We start from the raw sequence: 19,406 nt of genomic DNA on the forward strand, positions 1-19,406 counted from the left end.
AAAAATACAGATTATGGAAACCGTGGATAAAAAGAGAGCAATAAAAGGTGGCGAATTCGTTATTAAAGAGACCCGTTACGAAGACGTTTTTATTCCTGAGGAGTTTGATGAGGAACAGCTGATGATCAAGAAAACCTGCCAAGATTTTCTTCAGACGGAGGTTACTCCAAATTTAGAAAGAATCGATAATCAAGAAGAAGGCCTAATGCAAACCTTGCTTGATAAGGCAGGAGAACTTGGTTTGTTAGGTGTTTCTATACCGGAAGAATATGGGGGCTTTGGAAAGAACTTCAACACGTCTATGCTTGTTACAGATGCAGTGGGTGCCGGACATAGTTTTGCAGTAGCACTTTCTGCTCATACCGGTATAGGAACTTTACCTATCCTTTATTACGGGAATACCGAGCAAAAGCAAAAGTACATTCCAAAACTAGCCACAGGAGCGTATAAAGCAGCTTATTGCTTAACGGAGCCTAATGCAGGGTCGGATGCTAATAGCGGTCGCACGACCGCTAAATTAAATGATGAGGGAACGCACTATCTGATCAACGGTCAAAAGATGTGGATTACAAACGGTGGTTTTGCCGATATATTTATCGTATTTGCTAAGATTGATGATGATAAGAATCTTTCGGCGTTTATTGTAGAGCGTGCCTTTGGGGGTATTACGATGAATCCCGAAGAACATAAACTGGGAATTAAAGGTTCTTCAACAAGACAGGTGTTTTTTAATGATTGCCCTGTCCCAAAAGAAAATCTGCTATCAGAACGCGAAAACGGATTTAAAATAGCGGTCAATATTCTAAATATTGGGCGAATTAAACTTGGTGCAGCAGCTATCGGCTCTTCACGTAAGGTTATCTCGCAAGCAATTAACTATGCAAATGAACGGGTGCAGTTTAAATTGCCAATTGCGAAATTCGGTGCAATTCGGTATAAACTTGCGGAGATGGCAATTCGAAATTTCGCAGTGGAAAGTGCCGCTTACCGTGCAGGGCAGAATATTGATGATGCCTATGAAGCGCTTGTTTCCGACGGTATGGAACCCGCCAAAGCTAAACTAAAGTCGACCGAACAATTTGCTATTGAATGTGCAATTCTTAAGGTTTGTGGTTCAGAAATGCTCGACTATATCGTTGATGAAGGCGTGCAAATTTATGGTGGAATGGGTTATTCAGCCGACGCTCCAATGGAGAGGTCTTATCGCGATTCGAGAATTAATAGAATATTTGAAGGAACTAACGAAGTAAACCGTTTACTCATTGTTGATATGTTACTAAAGCGAGCGCTCAAAGGTGAACTTGATCTCATGGGGCCAGCACAAGAGGTGGCAGGAGAATTAATGGCTATACCTGACTTTTCAGAACCTGAGGATGTTTTGCTTGCTTACGAAAAAAGAGTTATTGTGAATCTGAAGAAAGCGGGCCTATTAGTTGCCGGTGCTGCCGTTCAGAAGTTAATGATGACGCTACAAAAGGAACAGGAGATCTTAATGAATATCGCCGATATTATCGGCACCGTTTATCTTGCTGAATCTACTTTATTAAGGGTGGAAAAATTAGTACACTTCAAAAATGAGCAAGAAGTGGCGGGACAAATAGAAATGGCACGGATCTTTTTATACAATGCAGTTGACAAAGTGTACTTGGCTGGTAAAGAAGCACTGAATTCTTTTGCAGAAGGCGATGAGTTAAAAATGATGTTGGCAGGCTTACGAAGATTTACAAAGCTAGAGCCATTTAATGTTAAAGAGGCGAGGCAACGAGTGGCCAAGCTGCTTATTGATGCCAACGGATATTGTTTTTAGATAAATTATTAGCAAAGTCAAACCTCATGGCAAAATCGAAGTTTTGCCATGAGGTATTGATCAAGGTCATTAATGTTGGAAAAGTGTTAAAATTAGTTCTAAGGCTTTTTGAAGTAAAAATTTTATGTTAGGTTTGGACTTACTTAACGTTGAGGATAGTCCAATGTATAATATGATCAAAAGTTTCCTAGTCATCTCTTCTTTTCTTGTTTTATCGATTTTTCAAGCCAACGCGCAAGATTATTCCCTGATTGCCGATAAGTATGTCGCTTCATCAGGAGATAGTGTAACTTACACCATATATCAAGGAAGAGGCTTAGAATCTTCAGAAATAGCACCGGAAGCAGTTAAAAATCTAATTTATGCAAATTATACCCAAGGAGGAAAGAAGGTGGCCGACACTATTCCATTGAATAAAGACTTTCTAAAATATGCGGCTGTTCAACAAAATGGGGGACAAAGTCTATTGACAATTGAGTTTAAAGGCGGAGCAGTTACTTATGACCAACTAGTAGTAGAAGATTTCGCAAAAACTGAAAATTTGACTGATTTGGCTTCGGTTATTGACTCATCGGGGTTTACCACTGAATATACTGCAAATACTTTTTTTACTGCGAAGGCTCTTACAATCACTGACAAGTCAAATGGAAATCTTTATAAAGCAAAGGAATGCAAACAGCTGGAAATTATACTTGAACAAAATCCCTATAAATTACAATATGGAGATGATATAACTGCCGTAATCTTATTGGATGGCAAACCATTGGAAGGAACGAGTACCACTATTTACACGAAATCAGGCAATGGGCAAGTGCATGCGGCAAAATATCGCTCCAATGCAGAGGGTAAAATATACTTTAAACTTAATCGATCCGGGTTGTGGCTTTTACAAACAGTGTACGCTAATCCAAGTCAGGAAAAGGGCATTAATTACAACTATTATCAAAGCTCCTTTTCCTTTCGGTTTCAATGATAATCGGTGTATCCGTATCAGATCTTGTCCTTTTGCTGTTCTTTCCATTGCTTGCTAAAGGATTCAGGGGCAATAGAGGGTAATGTTCTTTTGGTTCCCCAAGCTTTTGCAAAAAACCTGCTTAGAAAGAAATTTTTCCATTTGCCACCCCAAAAGTCTAGCCATTTCCTTTTGGTTGCAATCTTCACGAAAGCCTTCCATCCCCAGTTTTCAACTTGAGGGTTTAGTCCTTCCTTAACGGAGTCCCGCCGATTTAGTAAAAGCATTTTATGAATATCAATTTTAACGGGACATACTTCTGAACACTTGCCGCACAAGCTACTGGCATAACTTAAATGCTTGAACTCTTGCATCCCCTTCATATGGGGCGTAATAATTGATCCTATAGGGCCGCTGTAGGTTGTGCCGTAAGTATGGCCCCCAACATTTTTATAAATTGGGCATGCATTCAGACAGGCTCCACAGCGGATGCAATAAAGTCCCTGTCTTTGATCTTTCTGTGCTAATAAATCTGTCCGACCATTATCGAGTAAAATAACATACATCTCATCAGGTCCGTCAGACTCGTTTTCTCGCTTCGGGCCACTTAAAATGGTGTTATAAACGGTGAGGTTTTGGCCAGTACCGTGATTGCCCAAAAGAGGCCAGTATAAATCCAAATCGCTGATAGACGGAATCAGTTTTTCTATACCAACAACGGCTATGTGTATTTTTGGAAAGCTCGTGCTTAATCGTGCATTCCCTTCATTCTCGGTAATGGCGATGCTACCTGTATCTACAAGGAGAAAATTTGCGCCTGTAATTCCAACATCGGCAGACAGATATTCATCTCTTAATAACTCCCGTGCTTTCAAGGTAAGTTGTTCTGCACTTGCATTTTCGGGTGTGCCGAATTTTTCGTGGAATAGCTTCGCTATATCGGGCAAGCTGAGATGCATAGCTGGAGTGACAATATGATAGGGCTTTTGACCAAGCAGCTGAACAATATATTCTCCTAAATCAGTTTCAACTGATTCGATTTGATTGCTTTCCAAGAAGGCATTCAGTTCAATCTCCTCGGTTACCATTGATTTTGACTTCACTACCTTCTTCGCCTGTATTCTTTTCAGTATCGTTAGTATTTCCTGCTGCGCTTCTTGTATATCATTAGCCCAAATGACTTTTCCGCCATTTTTTTGGAAATTCGCTTCAAACTCAGGTAAAAGCTTATCCAAATTTTCCATTACCCGCCACTTCAGGCTGTGCGCTTTGCGTTTTGCATTTTCTAGATTATTCCATCGCTTAAGCCCATTACTGACTGCCGTATCATATCGGTCAATATTAAAGCTAATAACCCTTCGATGTTGTAGATCAAAGGCTTTGCTCTCGCTCGCTAATATGAAATTTGATGCAGTTTTTGTAGACATAGGGCAGCGTGTTTTTACTTTAATAACGTAAATACCCGATCGTTATTTTTTATGTGAATCGACAATGGGTTTTGTATCTCTCGTGACTAAATCCCATGCTGTATAAAAGACAAGCTTTGCTCGTTTGCAGAGCAGTGGGAAATCAATTTTATCCACTGTATCTCCAATATCATGATAATCCTCATGGACGCCATTAAAGTAAAAAATAACAGGGATGTCGTTTTTTGCAAAATTGTAATGATCCGAACGATAATATATCTTTTCGGGATCGTTAGGATCGTTATATCGATAATCTAAATCCAATTTGGTATATGTTTTATTCGCCGCTTCACTAATGTGATGAAGTTCTGAACTCAATTTATCCGAACCTACCAAATAAACGTAATCCGCTTTAGCGAAATGCGACGGATCAATTCTACCAATCATATCTATATTAAGATTGGCGATGGTTTTATTTAATGGAAATACAGGGTGCCTCGTATAATAGTCGGATCCTAATAGACCTTTTTCCTCGCCTGTAACCATCATAAATAAGATACTTCTTCTTGGAGAATGACCATTCTCCTTCGCTCGTGCGAATGCCTTTGCAATCTCAAGTACAGCCGTAACCCCCGAGCCATCATCGTCCGCTCCATTGTTTATTTCACCATTTGGGTTAACCCCAATGTGATCATAGTGAGCTGTTATCACTAAAAGTTCGTCCTTTAAGTCGGTGCCCTCCAAATAGCCCAAAACGTTTTGCGCTTTGACATCAATGATTTTTTGCCCGAAGGATAATTTTAAGGTACTTTTAAGCACCCGACTTCTAGGTTTTCCACTTTCGGTAATCTCCTGCTTCAATTTTTCAAGATTGGATCCGTGGGATGATAATATTAAATTAGCCGTTTGTGGAGAAATATAAACAACTGTAGGGGAATGATCCGTGCTTAGATTTTCCTGTGTCAAATCTTCTTTTAATTGAATCTTTTCTGCATATTTTTTCTTACTGATTTGCTGTATTAAGGTGTCTGCATTTTTTGATATAGCTAAAATCAATTTTGGCTTCTTACTGATTATATGCTGCATTCGCTTGCTATTGCTGGTCGACCAAATAGAGCCTTTCGTTTGCCCCGTTATAAGTGATTTCCCCATCTTATCCCTCGGTTCATCCTCATTAAGTAACAGAACTACCTTATCAGCAATATCGATTTTAGCTAAATCGTCGTAATGCTTGTCGCTAATACCATAACCAATAAAAACCATCCGGTCAGTTTTTATTTCCTGTTCCGATCTTTTGCCAATAATCAGAAAATCCTTCTCATGCCGAAAGGTATGTTCACCTACTTCAAAGGTATCAACCGAAAAAGCTTTCGTAGCTAGTTCCACGGGTTGGTAATAGCTACTGTTAACGGGTGCCGTTAAACCTAATAGTTCAAATTGCTGCGCAATGTAATTCGCAGCTTTGTCTGCTCCTACTTTTCCCGTTTCCCTTCCCTCAAACTCATCTGATGCGATAATTGTTAAGTGTTTTCTCGCAGATGTAGGGTCGATGAGCTCGGCATAGGTGGAAGGTACGCTGTGTTGTGCGTAACATCCGATAAGAACGAAAAAAAGTATTGTAGTGACTATCCCTTTAATCGACATAGGCCAAAAACTATAAACAGGCTATCTTATTAACACGAGTACCGTGTCTACCCCCTTCAAATTCGGTAGCGAGAAAGATCTGTACCATTTCTTTACATTCTTCTATGGATGTGAAACGTGCCGGCAAACAGATAATATTTGCATTGTTGTGTTGGCGAGCAAGCGCTGCTATCTCTGGCTTCCAACAAATGGCAGCCCGTATTCCTTGGTGTTTATTAGCTGTAATGGCGACACCGTTAGCACTGCCGCAAACCAATATGCCTATATCGCAAGAACCACTTTCTACTGCGCTCGCAGTAGGATGGGCGAAATCAGGATAATCTACGGATTCAACACTATCCGTTCCAAAGTTGCGCACGGTATATCCTAATTCTTCTAAATATTGAATAATGGCTGCTTTATATTCGAAGCCTGCATGATCGCCGCCGATAGCTACTGTTTTGATTTGCATCTTTATACTGATTTATTGTTCGTTATTGTAAAATGCTTTTTCTGCTTTTAATTTAGCTCTTTCAACCCGTCCCGCAATTACTATACTAAGCTCATATAGCAAAAACAGAGGGAAGCTTACCGTTAACATGGTTAGTATGTCTGGCGTAGGTGTCACAATAGCGGCTATCACTAAAATGACGACGATAGCATAGCGTCTAGTTGCTCTCATAAATTGGGGTGTCATAATGCCGATTTTCGACAGAATGTATATAATGATCGGTAGCTCAAAAACGATACCTGTACCCAGGGTCAATGTGGCAACCGAAGATAAGTATGAGTCGACCGTTATTTGGTTATCAATCTCCGGACTTACCGAATAATGCGCCAGAAAATTGACAGACAAAGGAGCAATCATGAAATAGCCAAAAAGGATTCCTAAAATGAATAAAAGTGTCGCGTAAAATACAAAACCATTGGCCGACTTTCTTTCAATATCGGTTAAGGCCGGTTTTACAAAGAGCCATATTTCGTAGAGAAGATAAGGAAAGCCCAAAACCAAGCCAATTAAAAGCGAAGAGTTCAATTGCAAGGTGAATTGTCCCGCCATATCAGTGTTTATAATATTGATCGGGATTTCGGTTACACAGAAATCAGGGCCTAAATTAAATTTTTCTCCAATGATACACATCATTCTATATGTCCAAAAATCAGGTTTTTTCGGACCCATAATAACGGTATCGAAAATGAAATCATAGAAGGCGAAAGCCAACCCCATAAATATCGCTATTGCTATGGCTGAACGAATCAGATGCCATCTTAGAACCTCCAAATGGTCAAAGAATGACATTTCGGCTTCGATGGTTTTGCCTTTTTGTTTAATGGTTTCAATAATTTTTTTTCCGGAGATTTCACTCATAATATTTAGTAGTAAATAAAAACCAATCAAAGTGTTAATGAAATAGGTTGATCCAACTCACCAATCGTATTTCATAAGAAAACAAAAATACCATTCTTAATATAAGAATGGTATTTAAATTAAAGATTATCGCATGAAAAGCTCATATCTTAAAAGACTTTCGCTTATAAAAGCGTATTTTATTTTGAAAGCTAGCGACAAGAGTAGCGTTGCCGGGGCTATAACTATTACTCTGAAAGGTCGAAGTTTTCCATAAACTTTGTTGTGAAATTTCCCGCTCTAAAGTTAGGATCTCTCATTAATCGTAAATGCAAAGGAATGGTAGTTTTAATACCTTCAATAACAAATTCGCTAAGAGCTCTTTCCATTGTCGAAATAGCTTCTTCTCTAGTTTGTGCAACACAAATAAGCTTAGCGATCATAGAGTCATAATTAGGCGGGATCTGGTAACCTGCATAAACATGTGTGTCAACTCTAACTCCGTGACCGCCAGGTGAATGAAATGTTGTGATTTTTCCAGGGGATGGACGGAATCCGTTGAAGGGGTCCTCTGCGTTTATTCTACATTCTATTGCATGCATATTCGGCTCATAATTCCTGCCAGATAACGGAACACCTGCTGCAACTTTTATTTGCTCTTTTATTAAATCGAAGTTAATGACTTCTTCCGTTACGGGATGTTCCACTTGAATGCGTGTATTCATCTCCATAAAGTAAAAATTTCGGTGTTTATCCACAAGAAATTCGATGGTACCGGCTCCTTCATAATTCACTGCCTTTGCACCTGCAATTGCTGCATCACCCATTTTTTGTCTGAGCTCAGGTGTAATAAAGGGAGATGGCGCTTCCTCTACCAGTTTCTGATGGCGTCTTTGTATAGAGCAATCTCTTTCGGACAGATGACAAACGGTTCCATACTGATCGCCAATGACCTGGATTTCGATATGACGTGGATCTTCCACAAACTTTTCTAGGTAGATACCATCATTTCCAAATGCTGCACCTGCTTCTTGACGTGCCGAGTCCCATGCCGGTTCAAATTCACTATCTTTCCAAACAACACGCATACCTCGTCCACCACCTCCAGCGGTAGCTTTTAGAATGACAGGATAACCTATCTCGTTCGCTATTTTTAACCCTTCCGAAACATTGGGAACCAAACCATCAGATCCAGGTATTGTGGGTACGCCAGCATTTTTCATGGTCTCTTTGGCTGAGGCCTTATCTCCCATACTGCGAATCTGCTCAGGCGTTGCACCGATAAATTTAATGCCATAGTCTCGACATATAGCAGAAAATTTCTCATTTTCCGATAAGAAACCATATCCGGGATGGATCGCGTCCGCATTAGTGAGCTCAGCAGCGGCAATAATGTTAGGAATGTTAAGATAAGAATCTTTACTGGCTGGAGGGCCGATACAGACAGCCTCATCGGCAAAACGCACATGTAAGCTCTCACGGTCGGCAGTTGAGTATACAGCAACACTCTTAATCCCCATTTCCTTACATGTCCTTATAATTCGTAGAGCAATTTCTCCTCTATTTGCTATTAAAATTTTTTTAAACATGAATTTTTTTCAATAAACCAGTGTACTAAATTCGGTCCAAAAGTTACTATTATGAAGGATCAACTAAAAACAAAGGCTGATCGTATTCCACTGGTTGTGCATTGTCTACCAGTATTTTAACAATTTTTCCTGAAATATCTGATTCAATTTCATTGAATAGTTTCATTGCTTCTACAATACAAACCACTTGCCCTGTTTTCACTTCGTCTCCTACATTCACGAAGGCTGGTTTATCTGGGCTTGAAGAACGATAAAATGTACCGATCATTGGTGATTTGATCGTTAAATATTTTGAAGAGTCTTCTGCAGGCTTTGGCGTATCTGTGTTTAATACCGGCACTGCTGCAACAGGAGAACTTACAGGAGTTTGTGGCACCACGGGAGTAGCAGTGGGCAGGGTTGCAGTGACATAAGTTGGCTCTTGATTTGTTTTTATGGTTATTTTAAAGTCTTTTTCCTCAATAGCAACTTCATTGACTCCTGATTTTGCGACAAACTTTATCAGGTCCTGAATTTGTTTAATATCCATGCTCATATTCGTTGGTTCTAAGTTTAATATCTAACAATTGTATATTTTACGAAATCGATAAAGAGATTGCAAAGTTAGTATCTTTGATCAAAACTGAAACTAAAATTGTATTAATAAGCCCATTTGAGGTATACAGAACCCCAAGTGAAGCCCCCGCCAAAAGCGGCTAAGATCAGCACGTCGCCTTTCTTCAGCTGGTTTTCCCATTCCCACAAGCACAAAGGGATTGTACCACTGGTTGTGTTCCCGTATTTTTGAATATTGATCATTACTTTTTCGGGACCTAGTCCCATTCTTTCAGCAGTTGCATCGATAATGCGTTTATTTGCTTGGTGAGGAACAAGCCAGTTGACATCTGCAGCGGTGAGTTGATTCCTTTCCATGATCTCAGCGGCAACGTTAGCCATATTGGTAACAGCAAATTTAAATACTGTTTTACCTTCCTGAAAAGCATAATGCAACTTTTGATCGACAGTTTCATGGGTTGCAGGCATTAAAGATCCTCCCGCTTTGATATTGAGGTATTCTTTTCCACTGCCGTCACTTTTCAAAATAGCATCCAAAACTCCCAGTCCTTCTGTATTAGGTTCTAATAAGACAGCCCCACAACCATCTCCAAATATGATGCATGTCGCTCGATCTTCATAATTTATAATCGAAGACATTTTATCTCCGCCAACTACTAATACCTTTTGATGTTTTCCGGACTCGATAAATTGGGCACCGGTAGTAAGACCATAAATAAAACCTGAACAGGCCGCTTGAAGATCATAGCCCCAGGCATTAATAGCGCCTATTTTATCGGCTAAAATGTTCGCGGTAGCAGGAAAAGGCATGTCTGGAGTGCTGGTACAGAAAATGATTAGATCAATCTCCTCCGCTGAAATCCCTCGTTTGCGTAAAAGGCCCTCAACAGCCGGTACTGCCATGTCAGAGGTCGCTTGTCCTTCCCCTTTTAAAATGCGCCGTTCCTTAATACCTGTTCGTGTGGTAATCCACTCATCGTTCGTTTCAACCATAGTCTCCAATTCCTGATTTGTTAGTATATAATCAGGAACATATCCGTTAACGGCAGTTATGGCAGCATGAATTTTAGACATTCTCTTATTTATTTAAAAGCAGCTTTTACCTTATCTACGAATTTTGATTCAATCATATCCCGAGATAAAAGGATCATGTTTTTGATTGCTTCCGGATTGGAAATACCATGTCCTATGATCACGGGGGCATTGACCCCTAAGATTGGACTACCCCCATATTGTTCATAATTGAATCGATCAAAAAATGGATCTTTAAAACCTTTTTTTACAGTTAAGCTGTAGAAAGACTCTGCAAGCTTTAATACAACATTTCCTGTAAATCCATCACATACGATAACGTCAATATGATCTTCAAACAAATCTCTGCCCTCAATATTTCCGATAAAATTAAAAGCTTGTGCTTCTTTCATTAAGTTATGGGCAGCGTTGGTAAGCATATTGCCCTTTTCTTCCTCTTCTCCTATGTTTAATAAAGCAACTGCAGGGTTTTCACTGCTGTAGACATGTTGGGCATATAAACTTCCCAATATACCAAATTGCAGTAAATTATCAGGTTTACAATCTGCGTTTGCACCAACATCTAATAAAACGCTGAATCCACTGGTTAAACGTGGCACATTTGTAGCTATGGCTGGTCTGATAACACCTGGTACAGTTTTGACACTGAACATAGAGCCAACTAGCATGGCACCCGTATTACCTGCAGATGCGAAAGAGTCAATGCCTCCTTCTTTTAGCAATTGAAAACCTAAACTAATACTTGCGTTGGGTTTGTGAGTGATTGCCTTTGTTGGATGCTCGCCCATACTGATTGTTTCGGTAGTATGTATAAATTCAAATAATGACGCGTCTATACCTGCCTGTTCAAAAATGGGTAATGCTAGTTCCTTATTGCCAATCAGTACTAATTGCTGATCGTTCGATAATACCTTTGAGGCCTCTATTGCACCTAAAACAGTGGCGTTTGGTGCAAAGTCTCCGCCCATGATATCTAAACCAATCTTCATCCTTGATTATCGTTTGCTGTTCTATTAACTAAAAACATCCCAAAGTACCGCATTTTTTCAGAAATAGCGAACCTTGGGATGTTTTTTTAATATTGAAAAATCAACTTAGGCAATCGAGGTGTTTTCAATGAGTAACTTGCCGTTATAATAAAGATTGCCGTCAACATTGTAAGCACGGTGTGGCAAATGTACTGCACCGGTAGTTTGGCAGGTCGTAAGTGTAGGTAACTCTGCCTTATAATGTGTTCTTCTTTTGTCTCTTCTAGACTTAGAGGTTTTACGTTTTGGATGTGCCATCTCGTCTTTTCTATTTAATTATTGTTTTTTATTTTTTTTAATATTTCCCAGCGGGGATCTGTATCGGTTGATGCATCGTCCTGACTATTTAAACTGTTTAATTTATCAATCATCGACTGATCGCAACTAACATTTATCCCCTGTTCCTCACATCGACTATAATACGGTACGGATAATGTGATATACTCGTAAAATATATTCGCCAAATCAAGTTCGTGTTCGTTCTTTTTAAGAACCATTATTTCATCCGTAAGATCTGAAACACTGTCTTCATCATCAAATTTGATAATGAGTCGCTGCAAAATATCCGACTTACCCCAAAATTGATTGAGACAAACATCGCAGGTCAATTCTATCTTGCCGGTGATATGGATATCTGCAACCATCATTGTCTCTTGCTTATCAAGAACAAGGGAAACTTTTAGCTCACCATTTTTAACCAAGGAATAGTCGAATTCCTCAAAAAAAAGTTTGCTTATCTCAAATTCAAATTCGTGTTTCCCAGGCTTTAAACCCGTAAATGGTATTCGATATTGATCTAAAGTTTTCAAAGCACGACAATTAAGCTCGCAAATTTAGAAATAATAAATTAGAACTGAAAGTTTTTTTGAAAGTAGTGTGTCTACTGGCTTGGATACGATGTAGAGATTTTACCACCCCGTTTTGCTCCTTGCAAGTAAGCGTATCGATGATAAACGATGGATGCTATAAGATTGTTAATCCCTATCCTTCGAGAGTTTTCTTATTTTGAGTGGATTTGCCATCAGTTCTTCCTGTTCTCTTCTTCTCCTGACGATTTTGAGAGCAGTAAAAATAGCTTCTCTAAAGGATGTTTCTGATGCTTTACTCTTTCCCGCGATATCATAGCCCGTTCCATGGTCGGGAGAGGTTCGGATAACAGGTAATCCGGCCGTAAAATTGACGCCGTTGTGAAAAGCAATCTGTTTAAACGGAATAAGGCCCTGATCGTGATACATGGCTAATACACCATCGAAGTTTTTATAATTGTCTCCCGCAAAAAAACCGTCTGCAGCATAGGGCCCAAAAGCAAAAATATCGCGTTCATTGGCTTCTCGTATGGCGGGAAGAATGATTTCAATATCTTCTGTGCCAATAAGTCCGTTGTCGCCAGCATGAGGATTCAACCCTAAAACGGCAATTTTTGGTTTCTGGATCCAAAAATCTGTTCGCAAACTTGCATTCATCAACTCAAGCTTTTTTAGAATGGCTTCTTTTGTAATTGACTTTGCAATTTCGTTGACCGGAATATGCCCAGTAACCACCCCTATTTTCAATTCGTCACTTACCATAAACATAAGTGCGTCATCTGCTCCTGTTTTTGCTTGTATATATTCGGTATGCCCTGGAAAAGAGAATGCTTCTTGCTGAATGTTGTGTTTATTTATTGGAGCCGTGACTAAAACGTCGATTTGGCCATCTATCAAATCTTGAGTCGCCCGTTCTAAGGATAAGAAAGCATATTTTCCTCCTATTTCATTTGACTCTCCGAGTGTGATTTTGACATCTTCCTGCCAACAATTAATCATATTTGGTCTTTTGTCATGCGCTTGCTCCGGACTATTGATTACATTAAAACTGAAATCGTTGACTCCTATTGTTTTGCGGTGAAAAGAAGCAACTTTGGTGTTTCCATATACAATTGGTGTGAAGAAATCTAATATTCTATTATCCGCAAGAGTTTTTATAATAATCTCTAGGCCGATTCCATTCACGTCTCCAATAGTTATTCCAACCTTCAGTTTGTCGCTCATATTAACTGCTTCTTTTAATAGGCCAAACTTATGTAAAATTGAACTTATATGCAATTCGGATAATGCTGCTTAAAACAATTATTAGACAGAACACAGGAACATGGAACTCTTTTATCTGCCCTTTATGCCAAATTGCAGGATAAAACTGTTTATCTAAAAGTACATTTAAGCTAATAAATGTATCTTTGGCGAAAGGTACCATCAAAGATGACAGTAGTTCGCGCGAAGAAACATTTAGGGCAGCATTTTCTCACGGATAAGAATACAGCAAAGCGCATAGTGAACGCTTTGCGACCCGAGAAGGGTTTTGATAAGGTTTTGGAGGTAGGTCCAGGGATGGGGATATTATCAGATTTTCTCCTTGAAGATAAACGATTTGAATCTTGGTTAATTGATTTGGACATAGAATCAGTTGAATTTTTGAAGACTAAGTACCCCTCACTTGATAAAAGATTAATACATGGCGACTTCTTATTATTAGATTTTGCTTCTGTTTTTCCCGGACCGCTAGCGATCATCGGGAATTTCCCTTATAATATATCTTCTCAAATTCTATTTAAAGTGTTAGAGCATAGACATCAGGTTATTGAGTTGGTGGGAATGTTTCAAAAGGAGGTCGCTGAACGCTGCGCGGCGAAGCCGGGGGGTAAGGATTATGGTATCTTAAGTGTGTTTTTGCAAGCTTATTATGATATTGCTTATCTTTTTACCGTGAAGGCGGGGGCGTTTAACCCACCACCAAAAGTTTTATCCGGCGTTATTCGTTTGGAGCGTAATAGCATTGACAGGTTGGCTTGTAACGAAAATCTTTTCCAAAAAATCGTTAAGGCGGGATTTAACCAACGTCGAAAAACATTACGAAATGCCTTAAGCGTAATAGCTGATAAGGCAAGGATGCCCAATCATCCATTTTTAGATTTGCGTGCCGAGAGGCTATCGGTCGACGATTTCATAGAGTTAACGAATGAAATCGAAAAGTCGCTAAAATAAATATTGTAATGGCTCAAAAAGACAATTCTTTTATGTGGAGAGTTTTGGTTGTAGACGATATCCATGGGGTTTTTCTTGATAAATTAAAAAATACAGGGGTGATTTGTGATTATCGTCCTGAGATTACGCGTTTCGAAGCACTTCAAATACTTCCTAACTATGAAGTTTTAATTATTCGATCTAAGTTTAGGATCGATGCGGAGGTTCTCCATGTTGCACAGCGGTTGAAATGCATAGGAAGGGCAGGAGCAGGTATGGACAACATTGATGAGCCTTTAGCGGTAGAGAAAGGTATACAATTATTAAACGCTCCTGAAGGCAACCGGGATGCAGTGGCCGAACATTTGATAGGTATGTTGCTTGCCATGATGAACAATTTAATTCGGGGAAACGTTCAAATCAGAGAGGGGCAGTGGTTGCGTGAAGCTAATCGAGGCTTTGAATTGGCGGGACGGACGGTAGGTTTAATTGGCTACGGCAATAACGGACAGGCGATGGCAAGAAAACTCAATGGATTTGGTGTAAAGGTCATAGCGTACGATAAATATAAAACTGGTTTTTCTGATATATATGTGGAAGAAGTTCGTATGGAACAAATGGTGAAACAGGTAGATGTGTTGAGTTTGCATATTCCATTAACACGAGAAACTCGTAACATGGTGAATGAAGAGTATTTGTCGCAATTCCGTAAGCCGATTTTCTTTCTAAACGGAGCACGAGGTGAAATTGTTGACGTGAACGCTGTGCTTAAAGGGATAGAGAAAGGTAGAATTTTAGGCGCATCGTTTGATGTCTTGCCAATCGAGGGCTTCCCTGCTTTGACACAAAGCGATTGGTACGAGAAATTAAAAATGAACGAGAAGGTGTTGATGAGTCCTCATGTAGCGGGATGGACAGTTGAGTCGTATTATAAAATAGCGGCTATTTTAGCCGATAAGGTAATTGAATTTTTTCATGCGAATGAAACTAAACTCCACATATAGCTTGGATTGAATCGTTTCTGCCTAATAATTTAAGAACGCTGCGATATCCGGAACGACATCACAGCGTTGCTATAGCTTTCGGTTTCCTATTATTTAAGCAGAAAAAGAAGTCCCGCATCCGCAAGTGCTGGTTGCGTTAGGATTATTAAATGTGAACCCGCGGGCATTCAATCCGTTTTGAAAATCAATTTCCATTCCAGCGAGATATAATCCGTGAGCTTTATTCATGAACACTTTAATTCCTGAGATAAGGTATTCCGTATCGCCCTCTTTTCTTTGATCAAAACCTAAAATATAATTCATGCCGGCACAACCACCGCCTTCGACGCCGACGCGTAAACCGAAGTCATCTGCAATCTCTTGCTGTTCCCGGAGCTTCTTCAATTCCTTTACTGCACCTTCGGTCAAGGTTAAGGGTGCAGCACTTGTTATTACTTCTGTACTCATAATCGTTTCTTTTATTCGCTTTCCTTTTGAAATTTGAATACTTGTTTACAAAGATACAGGAAATCAGTGTTTTTTCGAAGTGCTATGGCTTTATGACCCTTTATTAACAAAGTGATTAAGCTCTTGCAGCATCAGTTTCTTTTGCTTCTTTGGGATCAAAACTGTTTCGTTGCTTCTGTAATCGATACATACACATACAGTTTTTGCCTTGGCATGTGTCGTTAGCTTCCCATTTCGTTTCGAGATCATAAGATACTCCAGTTCGAAACTTTTATTTCCCACTTTTGATGTTCTTATATATACGCGCAGATTATTTTTGAGCGTTAAAGGACTCAAATAATCAACTTCCGCACGCGCGATAATCACGCCGATTGTATTCCAGTTCCATTTAATCTTTTGGTTCCAATAAATAGTACGCGCAATTTCACAATAGGTGAGGTAGTTAGCATTATTGACATGCCTAAAGGCATCAAGATCAACAAAGCGGATCTGAATTGATGTTGAGAACGCAAAATTGGCTAATTGATTTTCTGTCATATTGTCGTTATTTGATGGATTTAAATGACAAAATGTCTTATTGTTTCTGATTTCGCATTATTTGTTTCTGTTGGTATCCAATTTGAACAAAGTTTGTCAAATAAAAAGTAATAATTAGGAGGACAATATAATGAACATTTCAAGATTTATTGATACGAATAACCGTGTTAAAACCTTTGATCCATGGGTAAGTAATTTAATTGACAATCTGTTTTATGATGGATCCGGTCGTAGCTTATCGAAGTTCCCTGCCGTAAACGTTTCTGAGTCAGCGGAGGGTTTTCATGTTGAATTTGCGGTACCTGGATTTAGTAAAGAAGATTTTAAAATTAGTGTAGAAAAGGATGTTTTAGCTGTTAGTGGCGAGCATAAGGCAGAGAGTTTAGATGAAGCGAAGCAATATAGCCGCAAAGAGTTTAGTTATAGCTCTTTTAAACGTTCCTTTACTCTGCCAGAGAGTGTAGATGTGAATAAGATCGAGGCTAATTTCAAAGATGGTGTGCTGACGTTAACTGTAGCAAAGAAAGAAGAAGTGAAACCGGTTGTAAAGGAAATTTCGGTAAAGTAAGTTGATGCGAATAAAATAACAAAAGGCCTATACGGCCTTTTGTTATTTTATTCGCATTTTCGTTCAGAAGGTTTTTAACTCATTTTAAGCTTTTTCTGAATGTCCTGCACGTAAGCTTTAAATTTTTTATCAGTATCTATTAAATCCTCTACCGTTTGGCAGGCGTATATCACGGTAGAATGGTCACGGCCACCGAAGTAAGCCCCAATTGATTTAAGAGAAGTTTTAGTGTGATTCTTGGCAAGATACATAGAAATTTGTCTCGCCTGAACGATTTCTCGTTTTCTGGTTTTTGATTTAACCATCTCTACAGGAACTTCAAAATATTCACAAACTAGTTTCTGTATGTAGTCAATAGAGATTTCTTTATGCGAATTCTTGATGAAATTCTTTAGCATTGACTTGGCTAAATTCAGGTCTATTTCTTTTTTGTTCAATGTCGCTTGCGCTAGTAGCGAAACCATTGCCCCTTCAAGCTCACGGACGTTGTTGTCAATATTGTTAGCCACATATTCCACTACTTCATAGGGGAGTTCAATACCATCTGCATACATTTTTTTCTTGAGGATGGCCATTCTCGTCTCTAAATCGGGTACTTGCATATCGGCCGAAAGTCCCCACTTGAAACGACTTAACAGCCGCTCTTCTAATCCAGCTAAATCCTTGGGCGCTTTATCCGATGTGAGTATGATCTGTTTGCCTGATTGGTGAAGGTGATTGAAAATATGAAAGAAAATATCTTGAGTTTTATCTTTTCCTGCAAAATTGTGCACGTCATCCATGATAATCACATCCATTGCCTGATAGAAGTTGACAAAATCATTGATCGTGTTGTTTTTTAAGGAATCAACAAATTGTTGACAAAACTTTTCACAGGAGACATAGATGACCAACTTGTCTGGCATATGACGCTTTACTTCATTTCCTATAGCTTGGGCAAGGTGCGTTTTTCCCAAACCGACGCCACCATATATCATGAGTGGATTAAAAGAGGTTCCACCAGGTTTGCTAGCTACCGCAAAACCTGCTGATCGTGCCAGGCGGTTACAGTCGCCTTCGATAAAATTATCAAATGTATAATTTTGGTTAAGTTGTGGGTCGACTTGAAGCTTTTTTAACCCGGGGATAACAAATGGATTCTTTATATCTTTATTGAGTGCAACAGGTACGGGGATAGATTGTTTTTTGCCTTCTGCGCCATTCCCATTAGAGGGCATGTTTGTTGTATAAGGTATGTTTTTATTCGATGACTTTTCTACAACAATGTTATATTCTAGTCGACCATTCTCTCCTAATTGCTTCTTTACCGTTTTTCGCAATAAGCCAACATAGTGTTCCTCCAACCATTCGTAAAAAAATAAACTGGGTACCTGTATGGTTAATACGTTTCCTTCCAAACGCAAAGCCGATATTGGTTCGAACCATGTCTTGAAGCTTTGAGCCGGAATGTTATCTTTGATGATTTCTAGACAGCTATTCCATACACTTGTACTCGTTTTTTCCATACCGTAAATTCTAATATTCTGATTATCAATAATCGAAGGTTAAAATGTTAATAACCTATCGGAGAGTCGAAGTTCACAAAAAAAAACAACTAAAAAAATTAAAATTTAAATAATGTTTTAACTGATTGTTTTATAGTTTATTATATCGTTTATATGCTGTTTATCTATACTTGTTTTTTGGAATGTGAAATTTTTCCACAACCAGATAAAGTGTGGTTTTTTTCACCCATGTTTTTGTGCTTTTTTTTGGTAAAAAATGATAGTTGAATTCCCTTCGGTGAGGGTTCTATGTCTGCCATAAATTTCTCAAATTAATCCTAAAAAAAAAATAAAAATTTAAATTAGCTTTTTCTTTTGTCCCGCTGTTCGATAAGGGAGTTTATGAAGCAGTTTAAAAAATGAGTGACTATTATATATAGGCGATAAGATTGGCTATCAATCGCAGCGGACAATTATCATGCTATTTAAATGTCATTTAACAGAGCTTACTTGTCTAGTACTATAAAAGGTGTTATGAATCTATTCATAGTACCCCTAAATGGAGCTAGATCTTTTTTCGGCGCTGCCTTCCCGCATGGTCTGTAGATCGCGTAAGTACAAATGGTGCATCAAATAACGAAAGGAGTAAAGGATAAGATACGGCAGGTTCTAAGTTATGCGATTTATGAATGAATCCATATTCAAAGCTTGCATAGCGGGAGGAAAAAAAACGATTTGATTTCCAGTTTGTTGTAAAAAAAGCTGTTGTCCGGGGCGTGAAACATTTGCGGGAACGGCGGAGATTCGTACCTTTGCCATCCCGTTCGGAAGGCGGGCGTTCCGCAAACGAAGGGATGCGGTTGTTTTTTGAGGTACGGAGGTGAACGGCAGGAAGGAGGAAAAAATATTTTAAAAAAATATTTTGGAGAAAAGAAAAAAGCTGTTACCTTTGCACTCCCAATCGGGAGAGAGGGGACGACGGAACGGGCGCGATGCCCGGGAAGGTGAAAGAAAAAAGCAGGAAGTA

19 protein-coding genes are annotated in these 19,406 nt (G+C 39.1%); 5 read left to right on the top strand and 14 right to left on the bottom strand.

Annotated elements, in window-relative coordinates:
• The first annotated feature begins 13 nt into the window (after positions 1-13).
• Together E0E36_RS25810 and E0E36_RS25815 are read left to right on the top strand one after the other, a co-directional pair.
• Positions 14-1,807 carry an acyl-CoA dehydrogenase family protein gene (locus E0E36_RS25810; protein WP_130858346.1) on the top strand — a complete coding sequence of 598 codons (1,794 nt, stop codon included), beginning with the start codon at positions 14-16 and terminating at the stop codon, positions 1,805-1,807.
• A gap of 172 nt (positions 1,808-1,979) precedes the next feature.
• Entirely contained in the window at positions 1,980-2,780 is an 801-nt protein-coding gene (locus E0E36_RS25815; protein WP_165447084.1) for a DUF4198 domain-containing protein, read from the top strand.
• Between the two features lie 17 nt (positions 2,781-2,797).
• On the opposite strand, the gene E0E36_RS25820 is transcribed toward E0E36_RS25815, so the two are convergent.
• From E0E36_RS25820 to pdxA, 11 genes are all read right to left on the bottom strand, one after another.
• Complete coding sequence (locus E0E36_RS25820) at positions 2,798-4,186, bottom strand: LutB/LldF family L-lactate oxidation iron-sulfur protein (protein WP_013663345.1); 1,389 nt, start codon at positions 4,184-4,186, stop codon at positions 2,798-2,800.
• 42 nt (positions 4,187-4,228) lie between these two features.
• Positions 4,229-5,809, bottom strand: coding sequence for a M28 family peptidase (locus tag E0E36_RS25825; RefSeq protein ID WP_130858348.1), 1,581 nt, complete (start codon positions 5,807-5,809; stop codon positions 4,229-4,231).
• Between the two features lie 10 nt (positions 5,810-5,819).
• Positions 5,820-6,260 (bottom strand): ribose 5-phosphate isomerase B, encoded by a 441-nt coding sequence (gene rpiB / locus E0E36_RS25830; protein WP_013663343.1) that lies wholly within the window; start codon positions 6,258-6,260, stop codon positions 5,820-5,822.
• A gap of 12 nt (positions 6,261-6,272) precedes the next feature.
• Positions 6,273-7,157, bottom strand: a complete 885-nt coding sequence (gene tatC, locus E0E36_RS25835) for a twin-arginine translocase subunit TatC (RefSeq protein ID WP_013663342.1) — start codon at positions 7,155-7,157, stop codon at positions 6,273-6,275.
• 227 nt (positions 7,158-7,384) lie between these two features.
• Positions 7,385-8,725 carry an acetyl-CoA carboxylase biotin carboxylase subunit gene (accC, locus tag E0E36_RS25845; RefSeq protein WP_130858349.1) on the bottom strand — a complete coding sequence of 447 codons (1,341 nt, stop codon included), beginning with the start codon at positions 8,723-8,725 and terminating at the stop codon, positions 7,385-7,387.
• A 49-nt stretch (positions 8,726-8,774) separates the two neighbouring features.
• Positions 8,775-9,260: an acetyl-CoA carboxylase biotin carboxyl carrier protein gene (accB, locus tag E0E36_RS25850; protein WP_130858350.1), complete on the bottom strand. Its 486-nt coding sequence runs from the start codon at positions 9,258-9,260 to the stop codon at positions 8,775-8,777.
• Between the two features lie 104 nt (positions 9,261-9,364).
• On the bottom strand, positions 9,365-10,354 hold the full coding sequence (locus E0E36_RS25855) for a beta-ketoacyl-ACP synthase III (protein ID WP_013663339.1): 990 nt from the start codon (positions 10,352-10,354) through the stop codon (positions 9,365-9,367).
• Positions 10,355-10,362: 8 nt separating this feature from the next.
• On the bottom strand, positions 10,363-11,301 hold the full coding sequence (gene plsX, locus E0E36_RS25860; RefSeq protein WP_130858351.1) for a phosphate acyltransferase PlsX: 939 nt from the start codon (positions 11,299-11,301) through the stop codon (positions 10,363-10,365).
• A gap of 105 nt (positions 11,302-11,406) precedes the next feature.
• Complete coding sequence (gene rpmF, locus E0E36_RS25865) at positions 11,407-11,598, bottom strand: 50S ribosomal protein L32 (protein ID WP_013663337.1); 192 nt, start codon at positions 11,596-11,598, stop codon at positions 11,407-11,409.
• A 14-nt stretch (positions 11,599-11,612) separates the two neighbouring features.
• Positions 11,613-12,149 (bottom strand): YceD family protein, encoded by a 537-nt coding sequence (locus tag E0E36_RS25870; protein WP_013663336.1) that lies wholly within the window; start codon positions 12,147-12,149, stop codon positions 11,613-11,615.
• A 165-nt stretch (positions 12,150-12,314) separates the two neighbouring features.
• Complete coding sequence (pdxA, locus tag E0E36_RS25875; RefSeq protein ID WP_013663335.1) at positions 12,315-13,370, bottom strand: 4-hydroxythreonine-4-phosphate dehydrogenase PdxA; 1,056 nt, start codon at positions 13,368-13,370, stop codon at positions 12,315-12,317.
• 207 nt (positions 13,371-13,577) lie between these two features.
• Here pdxA and rsmA point away from each other — a divergent pair, with 207 nt between their 5' ends.
• Together rsmA and E0E36_RS25885 are read left to right on the top strand one after the other, a co-directional pair.
• Entirely contained in the window at positions 13,578-14,360 is a 783-nt protein-coding gene (rsmA, locus tag E0E36_RS25880) for a 16S rRNA (adenine(1518)-N(6)/adenine(1519)-N(6))-dimethyltransferase RsmA (protein WP_041386989.1), read from the top strand.
• An 8-nt stretch (positions 14,361-14,368) separates the two neighbouring features.
• Positions 14,369-15,343: an NAD(P)-dependent oxidoreductase gene (locus tag E0E36_RS25885; protein WP_013663333.1), complete on the top strand. Its 975-nt coding sequence runs from the start codon at positions 14,369-14,371 to the stop codon at positions 15,341-15,343.
• 93 nt (positions 15,344-15,436) lie between these two features.
• Here E0E36_RS25885 and E0E36_RS25890 read toward each other — a convergent pair whose 3' ends face one another.
• Together E0E36_RS25890 and E0E36_RS25895 are read right to left on the bottom strand one after the other, a co-directional pair.
• Positions 15,437-15,790 carry a HesB/IscA family protein gene (locus E0E36_RS25890; protein ID WP_013663332.1) on the bottom strand — a complete coding sequence of 118 codons (354 nt, stop codon included), beginning with the start codon at positions 15,788-15,790 and terminating at the stop codon, positions 15,437-15,439.
• Positions 15,791-15,880: 90 nt separating this feature from the next.
• Positions 15,881-16,327: an acyl-CoA thioesterase gene (locus tag E0E36_RS25895; protein WP_130858352.1), complete on the bottom strand. Its 447-nt coding sequence runs from the start codon at positions 16,325-16,327 to the stop codon at positions 15,881-15,883.
• Between the two features lie 130 nt (positions 16,328-16,457).
• On the opposite strand from E0E36_RS25895, the gene E0E36_RS25900 reads away from it, so the two are divergent.
• The gene (locus tag E0E36_RS25900) at positions 16,458-16,895 is read left to right on the top strand and encodes an Hsp20/alpha crystallin family protein (RefSeq protein ID WP_130858353.1); all 438 of its coding nucleotides are present in this window, start codon (positions 16,458-16,460) and stop codon (positions 16,893-16,895) included.
• A gap of 74 nt (positions 16,896-16,969) precedes the next feature.
• On the opposite strand, the gene dnaA is transcribed toward E0E36_RS25900, so the two are convergent.
• Positions 16,970-18,400: a chromosomal replication initiator protein DnaA gene (gene dnaA / locus E0E36_RS25905; RefSeq protein ID WP_013663329.1), complete on the bottom strand. Its 1,431-nt coding sequence runs from the start codon at positions 18,398-18,400 to the stop codon at positions 16,970-16,972.
• Positions 18,401-19,406: the final 1,006 nt, after the last annotated feature.

Origin of the sequence: Olivibacter jilunii, assembly GCF_900607235.1 — a bacterium.
In the GTDB taxonomy this organism is placed as follows: Bacteria; Bacteroidota; Bacteroidia; order Sphingobacteriales; family Sphingobacteriaceae; genus Olivibacter; species Olivibacter oleidegradans.

What these genes read in the sequence shown, in the direction of transcription:
- E0E36_RS25810 (WP_130858346.1), top strand. Translation starts at nt 14, where the DNA reads ATGGAAACCGTGGATAAAAAGAGAGCAATAAAAGGTGGCGAATTCGTT.
- E0E36_RS25815 (WP_165447084.1), top strand. Translation starts at nt 1,980, where the DNA reads ATGATCAAAAGTTTCCTAGTCATCTCTTCTTTTCTTGTTTTATCGATT.
- E0E36_RS25820 (WP_013663345.1), bottom strand. Translation starts at nt 4,186, where the DNA reads ATGTCTACAAAAACTGCATCAAATTTCATATTAGCGAGCGAGAGCAAA.
- E0E36_RS25825 (WP_130858348.1), bottom strand. Translation starts at nt 5,809, where the DNA reads ATGTCGATTAAAGGGATAGTCACTACAATACTTTTTTTCGTTCTTATC.
- rpiB (WP_013663343.1), bottom strand. Translation starts at nt 6,260, where the DNA reads ATGCAAATCAAAACAGTAGCTATCGGCGGCGATCATGCAGGCTTCGAA.
- tatC (WP_013663342.1), bottom strand. Translation starts at nt 7,157, where the DNA reads ATGAGTGAAATCTCCGGAAAAAAAATTATTGAAACCATTAAACAAAAA.
- accC (WP_130858349.1), bottom strand. Translation starts at nt 8,725, where the DNA reads ATGTTTAAAAAAATTTTAATAGCAAATAGAGGAGAAATTGCTCTACGA.
- accB (WP_130858350.1), bottom strand. Translation starts at nt 9,260, where the DNA reads ATGAGCATGGATATTAAACAAATTCAGGACCTGATAAAGTTTGTCGCA.
- E0E36_RS25855 (WP_013663339.1), bottom strand. Translation starts at nt 10,354, where the DNA reads ATGTCTAAAATTCATGCTGCCATAACTGCCGTTAACGGATATGTTCCT.
- plsX (WP_130858351.1), bottom strand. Translation starts at nt 11,301, where the DNA reads ATGAAGATTGGTTTAGATATCATGGGCGGAGACTTTGCACCAAACGCC.
- rpmF (WP_013663337.1), bottom strand. Translation starts at nt 11,598, where the DNA reads ATGGCACATCCAAAACGTAAAACCTCTAAGTCTAGAAGAGACAAAAGA.
- pdxA (WP_013663335.1), bottom strand. Translation starts at nt 13,370, where the DNA reads ATGAGCGACAAACTGAAGGTTGGAATAACTATTGGAGACGTGAATGGA.
- rsmA (WP_041386989.1), top strand. Translation starts at nt 13,578, where the DNA reads ATGACAGTAGTTCGCGCGAAGAAACATTTAGGGCAGCATTTTCTCACG.
- E0E36_RS25885 (WP_013663333.1), top strand. Translation starts at nt 14,369, where the DNA reads ATGGCTCAAAAAGACAATTCTTTTATGTGGAGAGTTTTGGTTGTAGAC.
- E0E36_RS25890 (WP_013663332.1), bottom strand. Translation starts at nt 15,790, where the DNA reads ATGAGTACAGAAGTAATAACAAGTGCTGCACCCTTAACCTTGACCGAA.
- E0E36_RS25895 (WP_130858352.1), bottom strand. Translation starts at nt 16,327, where the DNA reads ATGACAGAAAATCAATTAGCCAATTTTGCGTTCTCAACATCAATTCAG.
- E0E36_RS25900 (WP_130858353.1), top strand. Translation starts at nt 16,458, where the DNA reads ATGAACATTTCAAGATTTATTGATACGAATAACCGTGTTAAAACCTTT.
- dnaA (WP_013663329.1), bottom strand. Translation starts at nt 18,400, where the DNA reads ATGGAAAAAACGAGTACAAGTGTATGGAATAGCTGTCTAGAAATCATC.